Origin of the sequence: Streptomyces sp. NPDC002209 (genome assembly GCF_042890265.1) — a bacterium.
In the GTDB taxonomy this organism is placed as follows: domain Bacteria; phylum Actinomycetota; class Actinomycetes; order Streptomycetales; family Streptomycetaceae; genus Streptomyces.
In genome coordinates, this window is sequence record NZ_JBIARX010000003.1 from 153,433 (window position 1) to 173,979 (window position 20,547).

At 69.9% G+C, this 20,547-nt stretch carries 17 protein-coding genes and 1 pseudogene; 3 read left to right on the forward strand and 15 right to left on the reverse strand.

Annotation, left to right across the window (positions count from 1 at the left end; translation table 11 throughout):
- Positions 1-24: 24 nt before the first annotated feature.
- Positions 25-486: pseudogene (locus ACFYXK_RS08255) on the forward strand (MgtC/SapB family protein); the annotation flags it as partial.
- Between the two features lie 50 nt (positions 487-536).
- On the opposite strand, the gene ACFYXK_RS08260 reads toward ACFYXK_RS08255, so the two are convergent.
- The 5 genes from ACFYXK_RS08260 to ACFYXK_RS08280 all read right to left on the reverse strand — a co-directional run bounded on the left by ACFYXK_RS08260 (position 537) and on the right by ACFYXK_RS08280 (position 8,106).
- Entirely contained in the window at positions 537-1,472 is a 936-nt protein-coding gene (locus ACFYXK_RS08260; protein WP_389410356.1) for a carbohydrate ABC transporter permease, read from the reverse strand.
- 13 nt (positions 1,473-1,485) lie between these two features.
- On the reverse strand, positions 1,486-2,430 hold the full coding sequence (locus ACFYXK_RS08265; RefSeq protein WP_389410357.1) for a carbohydrate ABC transporter permease: 945 nt from the start codon (positions 2,428-2,430) through the stop codon (positions 1,486-1,488).
- A gap of 22 nt (positions 2,431-2,452) precedes the next feature.
- Positions 2,453-3,880 carry an N-acetylglucosamine/diacetylchitobiose ABC transporter substrate-binding protein gene (gene ngcE, locus ACFYXK_RS08270; protein ID WP_389410358.1) on the reverse strand — a complete coding sequence of 476 codons (1,428 nt, stop codon included), beginning with the start codon at positions 3,878-3,880 and terminating at the stop codon, positions 2,453-2,455.
- Positions 3,881-4,175: 295 nt separating this feature from the next.
- Complete coding sequence (gene acnA, locus ACFYXK_RS08275; protein ID WP_389410359.1) at positions 4,176-6,890, reverse strand: aconitate hydratase AcnA; 2,715 nt, start codon at positions 6,888-6,890, stop codon at positions 4,176-4,178.
- Positions 6,891-7,089: 199 nt separating this feature from the next.
- Complete coding sequence (locus ACFYXK_RS08280; RefSeq protein WP_389410360.1) at positions 7,090-8,106, reverse strand: LacI family DNA-binding transcriptional regulator; 1,017 nt, start codon at positions 8,104-8,106, stop codon at positions 7,090-7,092.
- Between the two features lie 104 nt (positions 8,107-8,210).
- Here ACFYXK_RS08280 and ACFYXK_RS08285 point away from each other — a divergent pair, with 104 nt between their 5' ends.
- Positions 8,211-10,118 carry an amidohydrolase gene (locus tag ACFYXK_RS08285; protein WP_389410361.1) on the forward strand — a complete coding sequence of 636 codons (1,908 nt, stop codon included), beginning with the start codon at positions 8,211-8,213 and terminating at the stop codon, positions 10,116-10,118.
- Positions 10,119-10,269: 151 nt separating this feature from the next.
- On the forward strand, positions 10,270-11,799 hold the full coding sequence (locus tag ACFYXK_RS08290) for a helix-turn-helix domain-containing protein (protein ID WP_389410362.1): 1,530 nt from the start codon (positions 10,270-10,272) through the stop codon (positions 11,797-11,799).
- 12 nt (positions 11,800-11,811) lie between these two features.
- Here the strand turns inward: ACFYXK_RS08290 and ACFYXK_RS08295 are convergent, their stop codons facing one another.
- The 10 genes from ACFYXK_RS08295 to traB form a co-directional block, all read right to left on the reverse strand.
- Positions 11,812-13,089, reverse strand: coding sequence for a tyrosine-type recombinase/integrase (locus ACFYXK_RS08295; RefSeq protein WP_389410363.1), 1,278 nt, complete (start codon positions 13,087-13,089; stop codon positions 11,812-11,814).
- A gap of 73 nt (positions 13,090-13,162) precedes the next feature.
- Positions 13,163-13,393 carry a helix-turn-helix transcriptional regulator gene (locus ACFYXK_RS08300; RefSeq protein ID WP_389410364.1) on the reverse strand — a complete coding sequence of 77 codons (231 nt, stop codon included), beginning with the start codon at positions 13,391-13,393 and terminating at the stop codon, positions 13,163-13,165.
- A 317-nt stretch (positions 13,394-13,710) separates the two neighbouring features.
- On the reverse strand, positions 13,711-15,249 hold the full coding sequence (locus ACFYXK_RS08305; RefSeq protein WP_389410365.1) for a YfjI family protein: 1,539 nt from the start codon (positions 15,247-15,249) through the stop codon (positions 13,711-13,713).
- Positions 15,246-15,611 (reverse strand): hypothetical protein, encoded by a 366-nt coding sequence (locus ACFYXK_RS08310; RefSeq protein ID WP_389410366.1) that lies wholly within the window; start codon positions 15,609-15,611, stop codon positions 15,246-15,248. Before ACFYXK_RS08310 ends, ACFYXK_RS08305 begins: the two co-directional genes overlap by 4 nt.
- Complete coding sequence (locus ACFYXK_RS08315) at positions 15,608-16,495, reverse strand: bifunctional DNA primase/polymerase (RefSeq protein ID WP_389410367.1); 888 nt, start codon at positions 16,493-16,495, stop codon at positions 15,608-15,610. The genes ACFYXK_RS08310 and ACFYXK_RS08315 overlap by 4 nt, the downstream gene beginning before the upstream one ends.
- Positions 16,492-17,175 (reverse strand): SAM-dependent methyltransferase, encoded by a 684-nt coding sequence (locus ACFYXK_RS08320; RefSeq protein ID WP_389410368.1) that lies wholly within the window; start codon positions 17,173-17,175, stop codon positions 16,492-16,494. Before ACFYXK_RS08320 ends, ACFYXK_RS08315 begins: the two co-directional genes overlap by 4 nt.
- An 82-nt stretch (positions 17,176-17,257) precedes the next feature.
- Positions 17,258-17,437 carry a hypothetical protein gene (locus ACFYXK_RS08325; protein WP_389410369.1) on the reverse strand — a complete coding sequence of 60 codons (180 nt, stop codon included), beginning with the start codon at positions 17,435-17,437 and terminating at the stop codon, positions 17,258-17,260.
- Positions 17,438-17,462: 25 nt separating this feature from the next.
- Positions 17,463-17,792 (reverse strand): hypothetical protein, encoded by a 330-nt coding sequence (locus tag ACFYXK_RS08330; protein ID WP_389410370.1) that lies wholly within the window; start codon positions 17,790-17,792, stop codon positions 17,463-17,465.
- 6 nt (positions 17,793-17,798) lie between these two features.
- Positions 17,799-18,266 (reverse strand): hypothetical protein, encoded by a 468-nt coding sequence (locus ACFYXK_RS08335; protein WP_389410371.1) that lies wholly within the window; start codon positions 18,264-18,266, stop codon positions 17,799-17,801.
- A gap of 200 nt (positions 18,267-18,466) precedes the next feature.
- A complete protein-coding gene (gene traB / locus ACFYXK_RS08340) occupies positions 18,467-20,518 on the reverse strand; it encodes a plasmid transfer protein TraB (protein ID WP_389410372.1) in 2,052 nt (683 codons plus the stop codon).
- Positions 20,519-20,547 lie beyond the last annotated feature (29 nt).

Here is a 20,547-nt window from a genome sequence, read left to right on the forward strand (position 1 = left end):
AACGGGAAGAGGAGGGGAGAGGCCATGCTGCTCACCGAATGGGAAATGGCCGGGCACCTCGCCGCCGCCCTCGGCTTCGGGGCGGCGATCGGACTGGAACGCCAGTGGCGGGCCCGGATGGCCGGACTGCGGACGAACGCCCTGGTGGCGGGCGGTGCCGCGCTCTTCGTGCTGCTCTCGCAGTACGGGTTCATCGGCGCCGTCTCGGAGGTCCAGTACGACGGCTCCCGGGTCGCGGCCCAGATCGTCTCGGGGATCGGCTTCCTCGGCGCCGGGGTGATCATGCGCGACGGGCTGAGCGTTCGGGGCCTGAACACGGCCGCCACCCTGTGGTGTTCGGCGGCCGTGGGCTGCCTGGCCGGAGTCGGCATGTTCGTGCTGGCCGCCTGCGGCACGGCGGGCGTGGTGGGGGTCAACCTCCTGCTGCGCCCGCTGGGCCGACGCATGGACCGCGAGCCCGGGCGGACGGCCGGCGCCGATTGCGCCGAACGGACGGCCGGGGGCGATCGGCGTCGCCCCCGGCCGTCGCCGCCCCGCTACTTGAGGGTGGCGGAGGTCAGGCCGGCCTGGATCTGGCGCTGGAAGGACAGGTAGACCACCAGCATCGGGATCATCGCGATGGTCACGCCGGCGAACAGCACCGGCAGGTCCGTCTCGTACCCCATCTGGTACTGCAGCTGGATCAGGCCCTGGGTGAGCATGTAGCGCTCGGGGTCCGATCCGGTCTGCGGCTGCATCAGCACGGAGGGCAGGATGTACTGGTTCCACTGGCCCAGGACATTGAATATCCCGACGCTGATCAGGCCGGGCTTGGCCATCGGCAGCATCACCTGGAAGAAGATCCGGGTGTCGGAGGCCCCGTCGATCACCGCCGCCTCGTGCACGGCCGTCGGCAGCGTGCGGAAGAACGAGTGCATGAAGAAGACGGTGAAGGGCATCGAGTAGGCCACGTACACCAGGATCAGACCCTGGTACGTGTTGAGCATGTCCAGGCGCTTGACCATGAAGAACAGCGGGACGAGCGCCAGGAAGACGGGGAACATCGCCCCGCTGACGAAGAAGTAGTAGAAGAGCCGGTTCCCCGGGAAGGGGTAGCGGGCCAGGACGTACGCCGCCATCGAGCCGAGCAGCATGGTCAGCGGGACCGAGAACACCATCACGATCAGCGTGTGGGCGAAGTAGTCGCCGATGCCCTTGTCCCAGGCCCTGGAGAAGGCGTCGAAGTGCCAGTTGGAGGGCCAGCTGAGGGCCGATCCGCCGATCTGGGAGTCGGTCTTGAACGAGCCGAGCGCCAGCCAGATCAGGGGCAGGACGATCAGTATCGCCCAGACGGCGAGGAACCCGTGCGAGAAGACGTTCAGCACCGTGCCGTCGGAGCCGGTGTTCCCGCCCCCCTTGGAGCGGCCGCTGCCGCCGGACCGCTCGGCCGAGGCCTCGCCCGGCGCCTTGATCACTGTGGACTGTGCAGTCATCGGGGAGCTCCTCTCAGAACTCGATGCGTTCGCGGCGGGTGGCGCGCAGCGTGACGACGGAGAGGATCATGGTCAGGACGAGCATGACCACGCCCATGGCGCAGGCGTAGCCGCTCTTGCCGAAGTACAGGAAGTTGCGCATCAGCACCGTGGCCATGACCTCGCTGTGGTGGTCGGGCCCGCCGCCGAACTGGCCGGAAGTCATGGTCGACACCAGCACGAACATGTCCATGGCGGCGATGCCCAGGTAGACCGCGGAGGTCTGCACGGAGTCCCACAGCAGGGGCAGGGTGACCTTGAGGAAGGTCTGGGCGCGCCCCGCGCCGTCGAGCAGGGCTGCCTCGTAGATGTCCTTGGGTACGGACTGCATGGCGGCCGAGAAGAGGACCAGGTAGAAGCCGACTCCGTGCCAGACCACCACCAGCAGCAGGCACCACAGGACGAGGTCCGGCTGGTTGAGCCATTCGACGGGGTGGGCCGGGTCGACCAGGCCCAGCTTGGTGAGGAATCCGTTGAGCAGGCCGCCCTCGTCGCTTCGGTACACCGCGCCGAACAGCACGGCGAGGATGGCCAGCGACAGGACCTGCGGGAAGAAGTAGACGATCTTGTAGACGGAGGAGCCGCGGACGCCCCGCACCCCGCCCGCCCCGCTGCGCCCGCCCGCGTTCACCATGAAGGCGAAGAAGAGGGCCAGCAGGATGGTGACGGTCGGGACGAACACCAGGAGCAGCAGGTTGTGCCACAGGGCGCCGCGGAAGACCTCGTCCTTCATCAGCGCGGCGTAGTTGTCCAGGCCGACGAAGTCGAACGTGGGCGACTGTCCGGACCAGTTGGTGAAGGAGTAGCCGAACGTCTGAATGTACGGCCAGATGACGAAAGTCAGGTACAGCGCGAGCGGCAGGATGAGGAAGCCGGCGATGAAGCCGATCCTTCCCTTGCCCTGGGCTACTTGGCTCATGGTGTCCGTCCCTTGGACGATGTCAGCTGCGGTGGTTGTTCTTGGCGTTCGGGTCCTTGGCAGCCTTGTCTACCGCAGCCTGGGCCCGCTTGATCCATTCCTTTGGCTGGATCCGCTTGGCCATCAGCTCATTGGACGCGTTCTGGATCTCGGTGTCCATTTCGCTGTACCAGTCGGGGTACAGGTAGTTGAAGGTGTTCGTCCCGGCCGTCTTGACGGCCGCGACCGCCGATGCCGTGCCGGGGCGCAGCTTGACGTTCGGGTCGACGCCGTCCTTGACGACGGTGAGGGAGTTGGCCTGCTGGGCGAAGAGGGTCGACCATTCGCGGGACAGCATCGAGCGGAGGAACTCCAGGCCGCCGGCCTTGTTGGCGGCCTTCTCCGGGACGACGAACGGCTCGCCCGCGCCGGCCCGGATGGCCTCGAAGGGCAGCTTGCTGTCGGCCAGCGTCGGCACCGGCAGGAACTTCATGTCGAAGTCTTCCGGGGTCTGCTTGAGCTGCTCGTTCTCCAGCCAGGAGCCGGAGGGGATGAAGGCGGCCTTGTACTGGTTCCAGGCGGTCTGGGACTCCGTGTGGGTGAGGCCGTTGGTGCCGGCCATCAGCAGGTCCTTCTCGACGATCTCGTAGACCGCCTCGACGGCGGCGAGGGCGGCGGGGTTGCCCTCGAAGGCGTTGGGCTCGAGGTTGTCGATCGCCTTCATGGCCTCCAGACCGCCCTTCTTGGCGATCAGGTCCATGATGACGACGTTGATGTAGTACGGGTACTTGCCCTGGTGGGCGAGCCCGCCGATGCCGGCGGCCTTGGCCTTGGTGCAGATGTCGAGGAACGCGTCCCAGGTCTTCGGCTCGGCCCAGCCCTTCTCCTTGAAGAGCTTGCCCGAGTACCAGAAGCCGAACACCGTGTAGACGTAGTAGAGGGCGACGAACTTGCCGCCCTGGGTGCCCTGTTCGACGGTGCCGGGGATGAGCATGTCCCGGACCTTCTTGCTCGGGTCGTCGAGCGAGGGCGCCTCGAGCACCGGGGTGAGCTCGGCGAGCTGGCCGCCCTTGGCGAGGACGTCGATCTTGATCTGCTGCGCGCCGGAGTCGTCGATGACGTCCGGCGGGTTGCCGCCGTTGAAGCGGGGCTGGAGCTTGGCCGCGATCTCCTGGGTGCCCAGGTGGGAGCTGGTGGTGCCCCACTTCTTGTCGAAGGCGGCCTCCCAGGCCTTCGCGTAGTCGTCGCCGAACCCGCCCTTGAAGACGACGACGTCCAGCTTGCCCCCCTTGGCCACACCGAAGGGGTTCTCCTTGGTCACCGCACCCTTGTCCGGCCCCTTCGTGGACGTGTCCTCACCCCCGGAGGCGCAGGCGGACAGGAAGCTCATCGTGGGCACCGAAATCAGTCCCAGTGCCACGGAGCGCTTGATCAGGTCACGGCGGCCGATGCCCTCACCAGTGGATCCCATGCTCATGTCCTCGCCTTCGTCAGAAGTGTGAAGGAGGCCGGAAATCGCGACGGTCACCGCGCATACGGACATCACCGCAGGTCCCCGCCATCCCCCGGTCCGGCGCCGCTCGTGACGCGGTGATCCGGACGGGCACAGGTATAGTCCACTTCCGCTCGTGTGAGCAAGATCATGCACACGGTTGTCCGTCAGCTTTTCCGAGTTGAGACCTCCCCGAAACCTGGCCCGGGCCTGGAAAAGCGGAAGGGCCGTACCCCCTTAACGGGGATACGGCCCTTTGGTGCCGCTGGGGTGATCAGCCGCGGATGAGGTTGCGGAGCACGTACTGCATGATGCCGCCGTTGCGGTAGTAGTCCGCCTCGCCCGGGGTGTCGATGCGGACGACCGCGTCGAACTCCACACCGGTGTCGGTGGTGACCTTGACCGTGCGCGGGGTGGTGCCGTTGTTCAGCTCCTCCACACCGGTGAAGGAGAAGGTCTCCTCGCCGGTGAGGCCCAGCGCGGCCGCCGAGGCGCCCTCCGGGAACTGCAGGGGCAGCACGCCCATGCCGATCAGGTTCGAGCGGTGGATGCGCTCGTAGGACTCGGCGATGACGGCCTTGACGCCGAGCAGCGCGGTGCCCTTGGCCGCCCAGTCACGGGACGAGCCCGAGCCGTACTCCTTGCCCGCCAGGATGACCAGCGGGATGCCGGCGGCCTGGTAGTTCTGCGAGGCGTCGTAGATGAACGCGACCGGCGCGCCCTCGACCGTGAAGTCGCGGGTGAAGCCGCCCTCGGTGCCCGGCGCGATCTGGTTGCGCAGGCGGATGTTGGCGAACGTACCGCGGATCATGACCTCGTGGTTGCCGCGGCGGGAACCGTACGAGTTGAAGTCGCGGCGCTCGACGCCGTGCTCGGTGAGGTACTTGCCGGCCGGGGTGTCGGCCTTGATCGCACCCGCCGGGGAGATGTGGTCGGTGGTGACCGAGTCGCCCAGCTTCGCCAGCACGCGCGCGCCGGCGATGTCGGAGACCGGGGTGGTCTCCATCGTCATGCCCTCGAAGTAAGGGGGCTTGCGGACGTAGGTGGACTGCGGGTCCCACTCGAAGGTGTTGCCGGTCGGGATCGACAGCGCCTGCCACTGGGCGTCGCCCGCGAAGACGTCCTGGTAGGACTTGCTGAACATGTCCTCGCCGATGGCGTTCGCCACGACGTCGTTGACCTCGGCCTCGGACGGCCAGATGTCCTGGAGGAAGACCGGCTTGCCCTCGGTGTCGATGCCGATGGCGTCCTTGGTGATGTCCACCTTCATGGAGCCCGCGATGGCGTACGCGACGACCAGCGGCGGTGAGGCCAGGTAGTTCATCTTGACGTCGGGGTTGATCCGGCCCTCGAAGTTGCGGTTGCCGGAGAGCACCGAGGTGACCGCGAGGTCGTGCTCGTTGATCGCCTTCGAGATCTCCTCGTCCAGCGGACCGGAGTTGCCGATGCAGGTGGTGCAGCCGTACCCGACGAGGTTGAAGCCCATCTTGTCCAGGTACGGGGTCAGGCCGGCCTTGTCGAAGTAGTCGGTGACGACCTTCGAGCCCGGGGCCAGGGTGGTCTTGACCCACGGCTTGCGGGACAGGCCCTTCTCGACCGCCTTCTTGGCCACGAGCGCCGCGGCGACCATGACGTAGGGGTTCGAGGTGTTGGTGCAGGAGGTGATCGCGGCGACGGTGACGGCGCCGTGGTCGATCTCGAAGGAGGTGCCGTCGGCCAGGGTGACCAGCGTCGGGCGGGTCGGCACGCCGTTGTGCTCGGCCGGGGCGTCGGACGCCGGGAAGGACTCCTTGCCGGCCTCCTCGTCCTCGCTGACGTAGTTGCGCACGTCCTGCGCGAACTGCTCGGCGGCGTTGGCCAGGACGATGCGGTCCTGCGGGCGCTTCGGGCCGGCGATGGAGGGGACGACCGTGGAGAGGTCGAGCTCGAGCTTCTCGGAGAAGTCCGGCTCGGCGGCCGGGTCCAGCCACAGGCCCTGCTCCTTGGCGTACGCCTCGACGAGCGCGACCTGCTGGGCGTCGCGGCCGGTCAGGCGCAGGTACTTCAGGGTCTCGTCGTCGATCGGGAAGATCGCGGCGGTGGAGCCGAACTCCGGCGACATGTTGCCGATGGTGGCGCGGTTCGCCAGCGAGGTGGCGGCGACGCCCTCACCGTAGAACTCGACGAACTTGCCGACGACACCGTGCTTGCGCAGCATCTCGGTGATGGTCAGCACGAGGTCGGTGGCGGTGGTGCCGGTCGGCAGCTCGCCGGTCAGCTTGAAGCCCACGACGCGCGGGATCAGCATGGAGACCGGCTGGCCGAGCATCGCGGCCTCGGCCTCGATGCCGCCGACGCCCCAGCCCAGCACGCCCAGGCCGTTGACCATGGTGGTGTGCGAGTCGGTGCCGACGAGGGTGTCGGGGTACGCCTGGCCGTTACGGACCATGACCGTGCGGGCCAGGTGCTCGATGTTGACCTGGTGGACGATGCCGGTGCCCGGCGGGACGACCTTGAAGTCGTCGAAGGCGGTCTGGCCCCAGCGCAGGAACTGGTAGCGCTCCTTGTTGCGGCCGTACTCCAGCTCGACGTTCTGCGCGAAGGCGTCCTTCGTGCCGAACTTGTCGGCGATGACCGAGTGGTCGATGACCATCTCGGCGGGCGAGAGCGGGTTGATCTTCGCCGGGTCGCCGCCGAGGGCCTTCACGGCCTCGCGCATGGTGGCGAGGTCCACGACGCAGGGGACGCCGGTGAAGTCCTGCATGATCACGCGGGCCGGCGTGAACTGGATCTCCTCGCTGGGCTGGGCCTGCGAGTCCCAGTTGCCGAGCGACCGGATGTGGTCGGCGGTGATGTTCGCGCCGTCCTCGGTGCGGAGCAGGTTCTCCAGCAGCACCTTCAGGCTGTAGGGAAGGCGGGCAGAGCCCTCAACCTTGTCCAGCCGGAAGATCTCGTACGACTCGTCGCCCACCTGCAGCGTGCTGCGGGCGTCGAAGCTGTTCGCCGACACGACAGTCTCCTTCATGCATGAAATTCGCGCGTTTTACCGCAATCCTGCCGCCACGCCCTGTGGCCAATCCGCTAAGGTAAGGCTAAGTTAGGCAATCCTTACCAGCAGGGGCGGCTGCGGTACGCCTTCGGCAGATATCTCGATGTCGAGATAACTCTAGTGCATTGCCGCGCCCTGGTCATGCACGGCATGGGCCAGATCACAGCGAAGGCGTGCCCGGAGCCGTGCGGGAGGACGTACGCACGGTCAGCGCGGCCGGGACCGTCAGCCGGCCGGGCGGCGGGCCCTGCGGGGACTCCAGCAGTGCGACCAGTGCGGCGACGGCGCTCTCGCCGATCACCTCCGGGCGCAGGGTCACGGTGCTCACGGGCGGGTCGCCCGCCGCGTACGAGGGGTCCTCGCTCGCGCAGACGAGCAGCAGGTCCCCCGGTATCCGCAGCCCGTGCCGGGCGGCGGCGGCCAGCACCTGGCGGCCGCCGGGGTCGTACACGCAGTACACGGCGTCGGGGCGGGAGCCGCCGGGCGCGGCGAACGCGGCGTCGAAGGCGTGCCCCTGGGTGTCCCCGGGATCGAAGGGGACCACCAGCGGGGTCGCCCCGCGCGCGGCGCACCAGCGGGTGTAGGCGGAGGTGACGGCCTGCGTGTAGTACTCCCGGCCGTACGCGGAGTGCAGCGCTGTCCGCCGGGCCCCGGAGGCGGCGAGGTGGTCGAGGACCTCGTGCGTGGTGGCCTCGTGGTCGTTGTCCACCCACACGTCCCCGGGCCGCGGGTCGGGGGGACGGCCGTCGAAGACCACCGGCAGGCCGCGTGCGCGCAGCGCGCGGAGCACCGGGTCGCCGGCCGGGCTGTCGAGCAGCAGCATCCCGTCGACGGCGAGGGTGTGCCAGAGCGGCTCGGCGCCCCGGTCGGCGGGCAGCACCGTCAGGGCGTGGCCGCGGGCGTGGGCGGCTGCGGTGGCGGCGGTCAGCAGCCGGGAGAAGTAGGCGATCTCGACGTAGTTCCAGGCGGAGCCCGCATACGTGGTGACGGCGAGGCCGAGCGTACGGGTGCGGGGGCCGCGGCGGGCGCTGTAGCCGAGGGCGGCCGCCACCTCGCGGACCCTGCGGCGGGTGGACTCGCCGACGCGGCCGGTGCCGCCCAGCGCGTGCGAGACGGTCGCGGTGGAGACCTCCGCGGCGCGCGCGATGTCGGCGATGGTCGGTCCGGGCCCGGGCACGGGGTCATCGTACGGACGGCGGTGCGGATTTCGTCGGCGGCGGCGGGTTCCGGTTAAGGGATTAATCAAACAGTGTCCTGGCCACACCGACGTTTGGAGTGGCCATGACCTCTACTTCTGCCGGGCCTTCCGCCCTCTCCCGCCGGGGCCTCCTCGGGGCCGTCGGCGCGGCGGGCGCGGCCGGTCTGCTGGGCCCGGGCCCCGCCGCCGCGGCCGCCTCCTCCGGCGGGCGCGCCTCGGCCGCCCTGGTGATCCACAACGCCCGGGTGTTCACCGGGACGGCCGGCGGCGGGGCGCCGGCGCAGGCCCTCGCCGTCGGGCGGGACGGGAAGGTCCTGGCCACCGGGAGCGGTTCGGCGGTGCGCCGGCACGTCGGGCGGGACACCGAGGTCGTCGACGCCCGCGGCAACACGGTCATGAGCGGGATCCACGACGGGCACGTGCACCCGCTGGGTGCCGGCGACCGCTCGCTGCGTCCCTCGCTGGACGGGGCCGAGACCACCCCGCCCGAGCTCCGGGAGCTGCTGGCCGGCTTCCTCGCCGACACCGGGGGCGCGGGCGCGGAGCCGGACGCCTGGCTGGTGGTGGAGGACTGGAACCCGGTCGGGCTGCTGCCGACCGGGAGCGTGCCGCACCACTCGGTGCTGGACGCGCTGGCGACCCGCAGACCCGTCGCACTGGTCGGCGGCGACGGGCACAACCTCTGGGTGAACCGGCGGGCCCTGGACATCGCCGGGATCACGGCGGCCACCCCCGACCCGGTCGGCGGCCGCATCGTGAAGGGCGCGGACGGGCAGCCCACGGGCGTCCTGAAGGACGACGCCCAGGACCTGGTGAAGCGGCACGTCCCGGAGCCCTCGCGGGCCGAACTGGTCGCGGCCTGCGCCGAGGTGCTGGAGCTGGCGGCCGCGTCCGGGGTCACCACGATGATGGACGCCCTGGTGGGGCGGCACGAGCTGGAGCTCTACCGGGACCTGTCGGCGGCGGGGAGGCTGCCGCAGCGGATCGTGCCGGCGATCCGGCTGGACGCGGAGCAGACGAAGGACCCCGCGGGCGCGCTGGCGTACGCGCACGGGCTGCGAAAGGAGTTCGAGGGGGTACCGGGCCTGCGGTTCGGGACGGTCAAGGTGTTCCTGGACGGGGTCATCGAGTACCCGGCGCAGACGGCCGCGCTGCTGGAGCCGTACCTGGACGGGAACGGGAAGCCGACGGCGAACCGGGGCGAGCTGTACACCTCGGCGGCCGACTACGGCCGGCTGACGGCGGCGTTCAACAGGGCCGGCTGGCAGCTGCACGCCCACGCACTCGGAGACCGGGCGGTACGTACCGCTTTGGACGGATACGCGTACGCCCGCCGGGTGACCGGGCAGCGGGACGCGCGCAATGCGATCGCCCACCTGCAGCTGGTGGACCCCGCGGACCTGCGGCGCTTCGCGCAGCTGGGCGTCGCGGCGTGCATGCAGCTCCAGTGGGCGGCCGAGGACACCTGGACGATGGACGCGCTGCTTCCGCACATCGGTCCGCGGCGCCACCGGTGGATGTACCCGGCACGCAGCCTGGAGCGGGCCGGGGCCCGGCTGGCCGGCGGCTCGGACTGGCCGGTGGACGCGCTCCAGGTGTGGAACCAGGTGCGGACCGCGATCGACCGGCGGGGTGCGCACGGCACGGGCGAACTGCACCGGGAGTTGGAGGGGCTGGGCCGGACCTCCGTCCTGCGGATGCACACGTCGGGGACGGCGTGGCAGCTGCGTCAGGAGGGGCTGACGGGGACGGTGGAGCCCGGCAAGGCTGCGGACCTGGTGGTGCTGGACCGGGATGTGACCCGCTGTCCGGTGGCCGACATCAGCGGGACCGGCGTACGGATGACCCTGGTCGGCGGCCGGGTGGTGCACGACGCGGACTCGGCGGCCGGCCGGGCCGCGGCGGCCCGGGCGGCCCGGGCGGGATCCGGTCCTCGCCCGGCCTCGTACGCGGCGGTGCACGGCGGCCGGCACCACGCCTGCGGGCACTGACGGGTGACGACGGATTGTCGATGCAGATAAAGGGGTAGATGTCCGTAATCGGTGGGACGAATAGGAAGGTCCGGACGGAGCTGACGGTCCGTAACACCCGTCTGCCACACCCGAAGCAGGCGGCATCTCATATCTGAGATACGGTGCACCCATGGCAGACGACTACCTCGTACGCATCGGCAAGCTCATCCGTGACGCCCGGCAGCACCGGGGCTGGACGCAGAGTCAGCTCGCGGATGCACTCGGCACCAGCCAGAGCGCCGTGAACCGGATCGAGCGCGGCAACCAGAACATCAGCCTTGAGATGATCGCCCGAATCGGTGAAGCTCTCGACAGCGAGATCGTCTCTCTGGGCTACGCCGGCCCGATGCACCTGCGGGTCGTCGGCGGGCGCCGGCTGTCCGGCGCCATCGACGTCAAGACGAGCAAGAACGCGTGCGTGGCGCTGCTGTGCGCCTCGCTGCTCAACAAGGGCCGTACGGTCCTGCGGCGGGTCGCCCGCATCGAGGAGGTCTACCGGCTCCTCGAGGTCCTGAACTCCATCGGTGTCCGCACCCGCTGGATCAACGAGGGCGTGGACCTGGAGATCGTCCCGCCGGCCCGCCTCGACATGGACGCCATGGACGCGGACGCGGCCCGCCGCACCCGGAGCATCATCATGTTCCTGGGCCCGCTGCTGCACCGGATGGACCAGTTCCGCCTGCCCTACGCCGGTGGCTGCGACCTCGGCACCCGCACCATCGAGCCGCACATGATCGCCCTGCGCCGCTTCGGCCTGGACATCACCGCGACGGAGGGCATCTACCACGCGAAGGTCGAGGCGGGGGTCTCCCCGGGCCGCCCGATCGTCCTGACCGAGCGCGGGGACACGGTCACCGAGAACGCGCTGCTGGCCGCCGCCCGGCACGACGGCGCCACGGTCATCCGCAACGCCTCCTCCAACTACATGGTCCAGGACCTGTGCTTCTTCCTGGAGGCGCTGGGCGTCAAGGTCGAGGGCATCGGGACGACGACCCTGACCGTCCACGGCGTCCCGAACATCGACGTGGACGTGGACTACTCCCCCTCCGAGGACCCGGTCGAGGCGATGAGCCTGCTCGCCGCCGCGGTCGTCACGGAGTCGGAGCTGACGATCCGCCGGGTCCCGATCGAGTTCATGGAGATCGAGCTCGCGGTGCTGGAGGAGATGGGCCTCGACCACGACCGCTCGGCGGAGTACACGGCGGACAACCACCGCACCCGCCTGGTCGACCTGACGGTCCGCCCCTCGAAGCTCGAGGCGCCGATCGACAAGATCCACCCGATGCCGTTCCCCGGGCTGAACATCGACAACGTCCCGTTCTTCGCGGCCATCGCCGCCGCCGCCCAGGGCCAGACCCTGATCCACGACTGGGTGTACGACAACCGGGCCATCTACCTGACGGACCTGAACCGCCTCGGCGGCCGCCTCCAGCTCCTGGACCCCCACCGCGTCCTGGTCGAGGGCCCGACGCGCTGGCGCGCGGCGGAGATGATGTGCCCGCCGGCCCTGCGCCCGGCGGTGGTCGTCCTCCTGGCCATGATGGCGGCGGAGGGCACCTCGGTCCTGCGCAACGTCTACGTCATCAACCGCGGCTACGAGGAACTGGCGGAACGCCTCAACTCGGTGGGCGCCCAGATCGAAATCTTCCGCGACATTTAAGTAAGCCGCAGGTCAGGACACCTCCCCGTCCTCCTGGGCCGTCTGTGGGCCGTCGCCGGTGTCTCCGCCCCCGCGGAAGACCCCGTCGACGGCCCTTCGCGCTCGCGCCTGGCTGTTGGGCATGAGGTGCGTATAGGTCCGCAGGGTGAACCCCGGGTCGCCGTGGCCGAGGTACTCCGACAGAGCCTTGACGTTCTCCCCCGCGTCCAGCAGGACGGACGCGTAGAAGTGCCGTAAGGCGTGCATCCCATGCTCGCGCGACGGAGGGAACCGCTTCCCCGGCTCGCGGGGCGGGATGACGCCGGCCGTGACCAGCGCGGGCTTCCACACCCGCATGTTGAAGAAGTTGCGGTTCACCGTCTTCCGCTCCCGCGAGTAGAAGAGCAGCGAAGCGGTGACCGGCGGCCCGTCCGGCGTCTTCCACGGCAGCGTGACGCTGATCGGCGGCCGCTGAGTAATGTGCTCGGCGAGCGCGAAGGCCACGGAGTCGGGCAAGGGAACGTCCCGCATCTTCCCGCCCTTCGGCGGGGCGAACACCAGCTTCGCCCTGACCATCTTCACCTGACGCACGACGTGCACTACGCCCCCGGGGAAGTCGACTTCGTCCACGGCCAGGCCGAAGATCTCCCCTTGCCGCAAGCCGCATCCCGCGCCGACGTCCACCACCTTCCGGTACGGCACGGGCAGGGCCTCGCGGACGGCGAGGACACGTTCCTGCGGCCACGGCTTGAGCTTCCTCACATCCCGGCGGGGCGGCCGCACAGATCCCGCACGGCAGGGATTCCGATGGATGATCCCGTCGTCGACTGCGGCGCCGAAGACCGCTGACACGTTGGCGAAGATGACCCGCTGGTACGACGTTGCAAGTCCCGCGTCTTGCAGGACGCGTCCCCAAGCCCGGATGTGTGCCGGCAGGAAGACGCTCATGGGGCGGTGGCCGATGTGCGGGAAGATGTGCAGCCGAAAGCGCTGATCGATCGCGTCGATGGTCGACATGTCGGTCGTCTGGGAGGCCAGCCACGTGGTGGCGTAGTCCTGGAACGTCACCTTGCCCGCGGCGGGATCGATGTACTGCCCGCGCGACATGTCGGCGGCGATCTGCGTCAGCCACGCCTCGGCGAGGCGCCTCTGCTTGTCGGGGAACGACTTGCTCTTCTCGGCGCCGCTCGGGCTGACGTAGCGGGCCCGGTACCGCATCCCTGATCCGTACCGGTCGCTCTTGACTCGTGTGCTCTTGCCGTCGGGGCTGGTCTCGCTCTTGAACCAGCGGTCTTGGATGTGTCCTGCCACGTGAGGGGCCTTTCGCGGGGAACGGGAGAGGGCGGGCCCGGATGGGCCCGCCCTCGGCGGTGACGGTGGTGATTCAGGCGGCTCGGCTGTGTTCGGCGGCGATCTGCTGGGCGTACCAGTCCTGTACGGCCTGGGGGTGGTAGCGGACGTGCCTGCCGACGCGAAAGCCGACCGGCCCGGTGCGCTTCTTGCGCCACTGATAGACGGTCTCGAGCGGGACGTCGAGGAGGTATGCGACTTCCGAGGGCCTGAGGAAGCGGTCGGGAAGCGGGGGCAGGGGCGTGAGCTTGGGCTGTGCAGGCATGGCGCCTCCGGCGGCCTGAGGGGCGTTGTCGGCTGGGCTGCGGGGTGAAGGCCCCGGATCCCGTGACAGAACTGACAGAACCGCGCCGTCTAGCTCCTGACCTGCGACTTCACCTTGTTCGTGATCTCTGACAGAACTGAATTAAAACTCGACAGAACCTCCTCGCGGAGGTTCTGTCACGGACTCCCGTTTGCCGGGTGGGGGAGTTCTGTCGAGTTAAAACCAGGTTCTGTCACGACCACAATCACGGGTGTTTTCGCAGTTCAGACGGCTTGTTGGGGAGTTCTGTCAGTTCTGTCAGCGGTTTGGGGGTTGCGTCAGACGCATCGGGCGATGCGTGGGTGGGTCTCGTAGCGCGGGGAGGGCGGGCGGCCGCCGCGCGTCGTGCGCGGGGGCGGGGGCTGCTGGCGGATCCACCCGTGTTCCTCAAGCAGCGCGAGGGCGGGGTCCAGGTCCGCGATGGCAGGGAAGTCGGCACGGGGCAGAGCCCTGAACAAGTCCCGCTTAGAGAACGCGCCGGCGGCAGCGGACTGCAAGTGGGCCAGGACGCTGTAGGCGGCATCGTGGGCGGGATCCGCGCTCATGGTGTCGAACACGTCCAGCGCATGGGCGGTGAAGTAGTCGCCCAGCGAGGTCGCAGCGACCATGGTCACGGCCTCGATCGGCCGGTGCCATCCGTCCTCTGGGTGGGTGGCTAGGTGAAGGAGACCCGCAATCCGGGCGACCGCCCCGTCCCGCTTGGAGGCCCACTTCACGATGGACGCGTACGACTTGTCCTTGCCGAGCCGGGATTCGGTGACCTTCTGGTAGGCCAGGATCACCGCGTCCGCCTCGGGTGTCAGGGTGAGGACCGCGGGATCGGTCCATCCGGCCAGCGCGAGCGTGAGGCCTGCAAGTTGGCGGGTGTACGTATCCGCTGTCTCCTCGGCGAGCAGGGCGGGTGACAGGTTCCGGCGGCCGACCAGGGACACGGGCTTGGAGTACAGGAACCGGGCGAGCAGGCCGCGCCCGTCGGCCCCGTCGATCCGCGCGAGGGAGTCCAGGACTTCGGGCTGGATGGCCAGGCCGACGGTGACGGCGGGGGCGTCGATGTGCTGAGCCTCTCGGCCCTGCCGGTTGACGCGGATCATGTCCCCGGCATGGCCCTTGAGGAACATGCCCATGTTGGGCTTGCCGGTGTACCGGCCGGCGATGATGTCGAACAGCTCGCCCTCGGCGGAAAGGCAGGAGATACGGCCGCCCTGCTGATCCAGGAGCGTGCCCACGTTCTCCGGGGTCACATCGTCCGCGACGAGCTGAGGGACGGCCGGGACGGTCATTTCGTCCACTGCCTGAGCCAGGCTGACGGCCTCGGCAGTGAGTGCGTCGCGCAGGCCGGGTTCGGCGGCCGCGGCTTTCTGGGCGGCCTTGTCGGCGGCGGACTTGGCCAGGTTCCTGGTGGTCTCCGCCTCCGCCCGTACGGGGCCGGAGAGTTCGATAAGGGCCTTCTCCGCTGCGAGCAGCGGGCGGACCATCAGGTCGAAGACCGCGCTCTTGCGGTTGCCGGGGTCCAGGGCGACGGCGGTGTAAATGTTCACGGGCTCGCGCCAGTGCCCGCGTACGCAGACCTTGGCCCGTCCGCCAGCGGCCGTCGCGATGACCGCCAGGGCCAGGCATCCGGCAAGGTCGACCGGGGTCTGTGTCTCCTCGGCGACCCCGCTCACCATGTCCCCCAACCACGACGGCAGGGTATGAACGGGGAAGGCAGGCAGCGCCGGGCGGGCCTTGATGGGGATGGGCTCGTCCCAGGCGGGCCCGGTGATGTCCTGCGGATCGAGGGCCTCGAACCCTTCCCACAGGTCGGACTCGGTGGTCATGCAACCTTCCTCCCTTCCTGGACGGGGTTGAGCAGCGGGCACACGGTGCGGTGCTGGTTGTGGGCTTCGACGAGCTGGAGCACTCCGGGGCGGCCAATCGCGGTCCGCTCGTATCCGCACGAGCACCAGGCCCGGGCCTTGGCCCGGGCGTCGAACGAGGGCGGGGCAACGATGTGGAGCCAGGCCACGGGCTGGCGCCCGTCGACACCGCGCGGGTCAAGGCAAACAGCAGAAGGGACGCCCTGGCGGGCGACGACCCTCGGCGCCCCACTGCCGACGGCAGCGGGGGCCGGTCCGGCGGAGCTGATGCCGTCCGGGGTGCTGGCAGTGCCTTCCAGGCGGGGATGGGGGTGGGTGCTCATGCCGTCTCCCGGGGCCGGGCCTGACGAACCGAGCCGTCGAGGGCGCTGCGGATGGTGGCGCGGCACTCGGCAGCGGTGAGTCCCCGCTCCTCCCCCGCCGCTTGGAAGGCCTGCTCAACCTCATGGCGGGGGATGTCGCCCCACGCGACGAACCGACCCACCTTGAAGGCGCATCGGTTGAGGGTGTTGTTCGCCTGCTTCGGCGGCGCGGCGCGGACGACGTCGCATTCCCGCTCCAGCGCGGCGTTCGCAGTCAGGCTGCCGCTGACGGCCGGGAGCCTCAGTGGGGTGACCATCGTGGGCTTGGGCGGTTCAAGCAGGCTGGGGATCCAGGCGGGCAGCTCCGCCAAGGGGGCGGGGTCGATGACCTCGTACATGCCGGCACGGGTGGTGCTGCCGGGGGCGACGGCGTATCCGCCGTGGGCGCGGGTGTCGATGAGCGGGCCGAGCCTGCCCGCCGTGTTCCCGAGCCGTAGCCCGGCCGGGGCGGTGAAGTACAGGTGCTGTCCGCCGCTGGGGGTCCGCACCCGGTAGGTGGTGGGGATGGCCTGCCCGGCGCGCTCGCAGAGCGCCCTGAGGGTCGCCGCGCCGTCAGGCGCGTCGCTCTTGCTGTTCGTCTTGGGCTTGTCGAGGTCCACCACGAGCAGCCCGGCGGGGCCGGTGGCGATGCCGACGTTGTACGGCTTGTGGGTCCAGCACCGGATGATCGCGGCGCGGTCGGTGGTGGCGCGCTGCTCCCACTTGACGTGCCCGCCCGTGCACGGGCCGGTCAGGGTGCACTGGTCTTCGCCGTGCAGGGCGGGGCGCTTGTCTCCGGGGCGGAGGGGGAAGACGGGCCAGCCCGCCGCGGCGGCGGTGAGGGCTGCAGTAAGCAGGGCGTTCATGCGGCCACCGCCCCGGTGCCGGTCAGGGCGAGGGCCTGGTGGCCGATCCACTGGGCGTAGGCCGGGGGGATGCATTCGCGGATGCCGTCGCGGTTCATCCAGGGCACGCCCATGATGTGGCGGGCCTGGTCGACGCCGGAGAAGTTGCCGACGTACTGCCCAAACCAACCTTCCGGGACCGGGCGGCCCATCTTGGCCTGCGGGGCGGTGTGGGCGGGATGCGGGGGCGGGGTGAGGGTGAAGCCGCCGCCGGTTTCGAAGTACCGGTGCCGGTAGGTCCGCAGGCCGAACATGGCGCCGCAGAGCATCACCGGCGACCTCAGCTTGTGGGCGGCGCCGCGGACGTTCTCCATCACCCAGGGGCGGCCGGTCGCGTTCAGGGCGTCACGGGTGGGCCCAATCAGGTCGGGGTGGGTGCGGCCCTGGATGCGCTGGCAGTCGGTGTCGTGCTGGCAGGGCGGGGAGGCGTGGATGAAGTCGAAGCCGGCACCGAACTTCAAGATGAACGCGATGGCGTCGTCCTGGTGGAAGCCGAGGGGGTAGCGGGTCTGGGCATCCTTGTCGACGCCGGTCACGTCGAATCCGGCGCGGTGGTAGCCCATGCCGGCGCCGCCCTGGCAGCAGAACGCATCGAGTAAGCGCGGCTGGTGCTCTCGCGGGGTGTCGGTGGGTTGGGTCATGCTGGTGCTCTCCAGTTCTTGAGAGTGCTGGGAGACGAGGGCGGCCCCGCTTCATTGGCGTGAGGGGGCCGCCTTCGGCGTTTCAGTGGCGGGTGTGGTCGGTGGCGAGGCCGGTGAGGCGCTTGGCTTCGTCGGGGGTGACGGCGCGGTAGCGGATGCTCACGTGGCATTCGGGGTGCGGGCAGCGGATGGTGCGCTTGCCGGCGAGCAGGGCGGCGGCATCCGTGATGCGCTCGCGCAGGGGCAGAGTGGTGCGGTCCATCGGGAGACTCCTCAGTGAGGTCGTGTCATGCGGCGAAGAGTTCGAGGGGGCCGTCATCCGGACCGAGCGGGCGAAGTTCGGTGACCGTGGTCCGGCGCAGCGTCGGGGTGTTGGGGCCGTCGTTGTGGAAGCGCCAGGTCCCGACGTCGTACTGCGGCTTGCGCTTGACGGGCAGGGTGTAGCGGCGCGGCTGGTCAGGGCTGGTGGCGTTCCAGTCCTCGGCGCACACCTTGTGGACGGGCTCGCTCGCGTGGGAGCGGAGCGGGGTGGGCCTGCCGCACAGGACGCAGGGCAGGTCCCGGGTTCGGTCGTAGTGGCTGGCTTCGCCCCAGTTCAGGTACTGGTACGCGGCCATGCCCGGCTACCGGTGGCCGATGCTGCCGGTGGCCCGGCCGAAGAAGCCGGTCGCGGTGATGTGCTGCGTGATGTAGGTAGAAGCCGGCGCCCGGCGGGTGCGGCCGAGGAGGAGGGCGGCGCCGCCGGCGGCGATGAGGGCGACGGCGGCCCAGAGGGCTTCGGTCATGGCGATCAGTCCCGGGGCGGCGTAGGAGATTCCGATTCCGGCCGCACCGATGCCCCCGCCGAGGGTCGGGGCGAGGAGCGCGGTCGTCTTCGCCCACCCCGGGATGGACCCCGCGGGTGTCGGGGCGGGGGCCGGTTCGGTGGGGGTGGGGTGGGTGTAGGCGAGGGTGCGGGCGCCGCTGGGGAGGGTGACGTACTGGACGCCGGGCGGTATCTCGGCGGGCAGCATCTGCGGCTCGGGAACGCCAGGTGGGTAGAGGACGGCCTCCCCGTACCGGAGGGGCACGGGCGGGCTCTCGTGGGACATGTCAGGGCTCCCTGGGGAAGGGGGCGGGGCCCGTGCCAGGTAGCTCGGGCCCCGCTCGGGTGTGGGTGTCAGGTGTGTCAGGCCGGGTGTCGGGTGGGGGTGTCAGATGCGTCAGACGCCCGTCTGACACCCCTCGCGCACGCGTATGACCTGTGTTTTGGCGCTGTTCGCTGTCGGGGGTGTCAGACGCGTCTGACGCGTCAGGCCGCGATCCGGTACGGCACGATCCGGTACCGGCCGACCTCATTGGTCTCGGCGAGGCGGCCGGCCATGACGAACGCGGCAACCTGTCCGGAGACCCAGGAACGGGAGCGGCCGTGGCGGTCGCAGTGCTCCATGAAGTCCGCGGGGCGGACCATCTCGCGGCCCTCCTCCTCGAACTCGTCGAGGAGGTCCTCCATCGCGGCCCGGGCCTCGGCCAGCGTGAGCTTCACCCGTGGCGCCTCTTCGGCGGGCTGAGCGAACTCGACGACTTTCTCGACCGCGGGCAGCTCCTCCTCGGGGTCGGTGAACTCCTCCTCGTGGTCCTCGGCGTCGTACAGGTCATCCTCCGGGCTGTCGTAGTCGTCCTGGTCGCCGTCGTAGCTGTGATCGTCGTCGTAGGTGTCGTCCACGTAGGGCTCCAACTCGGCGGTGCCGGGCAGGGGGTATCGGGTACGGGCGGTGAACGCCCGGTCCACGGCGCGGGCGGCCGCCCCGGCGGTGACCGGGTCGATCGCCGCCCGTACGTCGGCGAAGGTCAGCACGACCCACCGGAGGTAGTCCACGCTGCACAGGTAGTCCCGCAGCGGCGTGGCCCAGGCGTCCTCGGGGATGCCGTTGGCGACCAGGTAGGAGTAGCCGGGCTTCTTGTCCTTCCAGATGTGCGGCGCGGCGCCGGCGTCCAGCACCTCGCCGTCCAGAGCGAACTGTGCGTCCCGCTCGGTTCGTACGCCGTGGCACCAGGAGGAGCCAAGGGAGGCGCGGGTGTCGGTGGAGACCTGGTTGCCGGATGCGCGCTGCATGGAGATCACCAGGGAGACGCCGGAGGAGCGAGCCTCCTGTGCGATGCCGGTCAGGGCGTCCTCGTCGATCTCGCGTAGCAGCTTGGCGGCTTCCTCGAACCAGGCCACCAGGTAGGGCATGCCGGGCGTGCCGTCAGCCTGCACTTCGGCGCAGGCGGGTTCCCACTGCTTGTAGCCGTACTTCGCCAGCCACGCAGTACGGGCCGGGATGACGGCTTTGAGGGCTTCGACCATGGCCACGGTGGACGGCATGTCGAGTGCGGCCCAGTCGATCGCCGGAAGGAGCGGGCCCAGGGTCTGGTCTGCCTTGGCCGGGTCGGATGCCCACACGATCACGTCGCGGCGGGTGAGGATCTCCGCCAGGGCGGTCAGGCCGCCCTCGGACTTTCCGGAGCCGGTCATGCCCATGAGCAGGAGCATCATGGCGTTCCGGGCGGCCTTCGCATCGCCGGGGAACCACATCGGCACGAGGGTGCCGTCCTCGTAGATCCCCACGATGACCGCGTCCGCGATCGACCCGCCCGGGCTGGACGGTCCGGGGCAGGGCACGGTGTTCTTGAGCAGGTCCAGCGGCACGACCGTGAGGGTGACCCGGGATGCCGAGTCCGGGTTCTCCTGGACACGGATCGCGTTCCTGGGCACGTCCAGAGCGCCCGCGATGCGGGTGATGTTCTTCGAGACGTCCTCGGGAGTCAGCTCCCCGCGCGGGAGCTGCAGGTCGAAGGTCGCCTTGTTCGGACCGACCTCGGAGCGGACCACCTGTGTCTTGGCCAGCCCGACCTTTTCCAGGAACCCCCCGTCCGTCCCGGCGCTGGGGCCGTCAACGTTGCGGCGCAGGATCTGACGGATGTTCCACGACAGGGCCAGCGCCGGGGTGCCGATGAAGTACAGCTCCCCCAGCGGCCCGGCAGCCGGTCCCGCGATCGCGGCCGCCGTGAACCACGAGGACGCTGCAGCGACCGTCACCGCGGAGTGCAGGCGCCGCTGCTGCGTGGTCGAGCGGCCGGCCCACCAGGTCAGCCCTGTCAGGCCGACCGAGGCTAGGGTGAGGCCGGCAGTGACGCCAGCCTCACCGGACCAGAAGTAGTGGGCGGGCAGGGAGGCCAGGCCGACGCCGAGGCCGGACAGCCACGGGGGAAGGTGCGGCTTCGCGCGGTGGAGCAGGTACTCGCCCACCCCGGCCCCGTCGCCATGGGCGGCGCGCAGCCTCTCGTCGTACTGCTGATCCTCAGTCTTCGTGCTGGACATGGCCTAACCTCCTTACCGGTCCAGGGGTG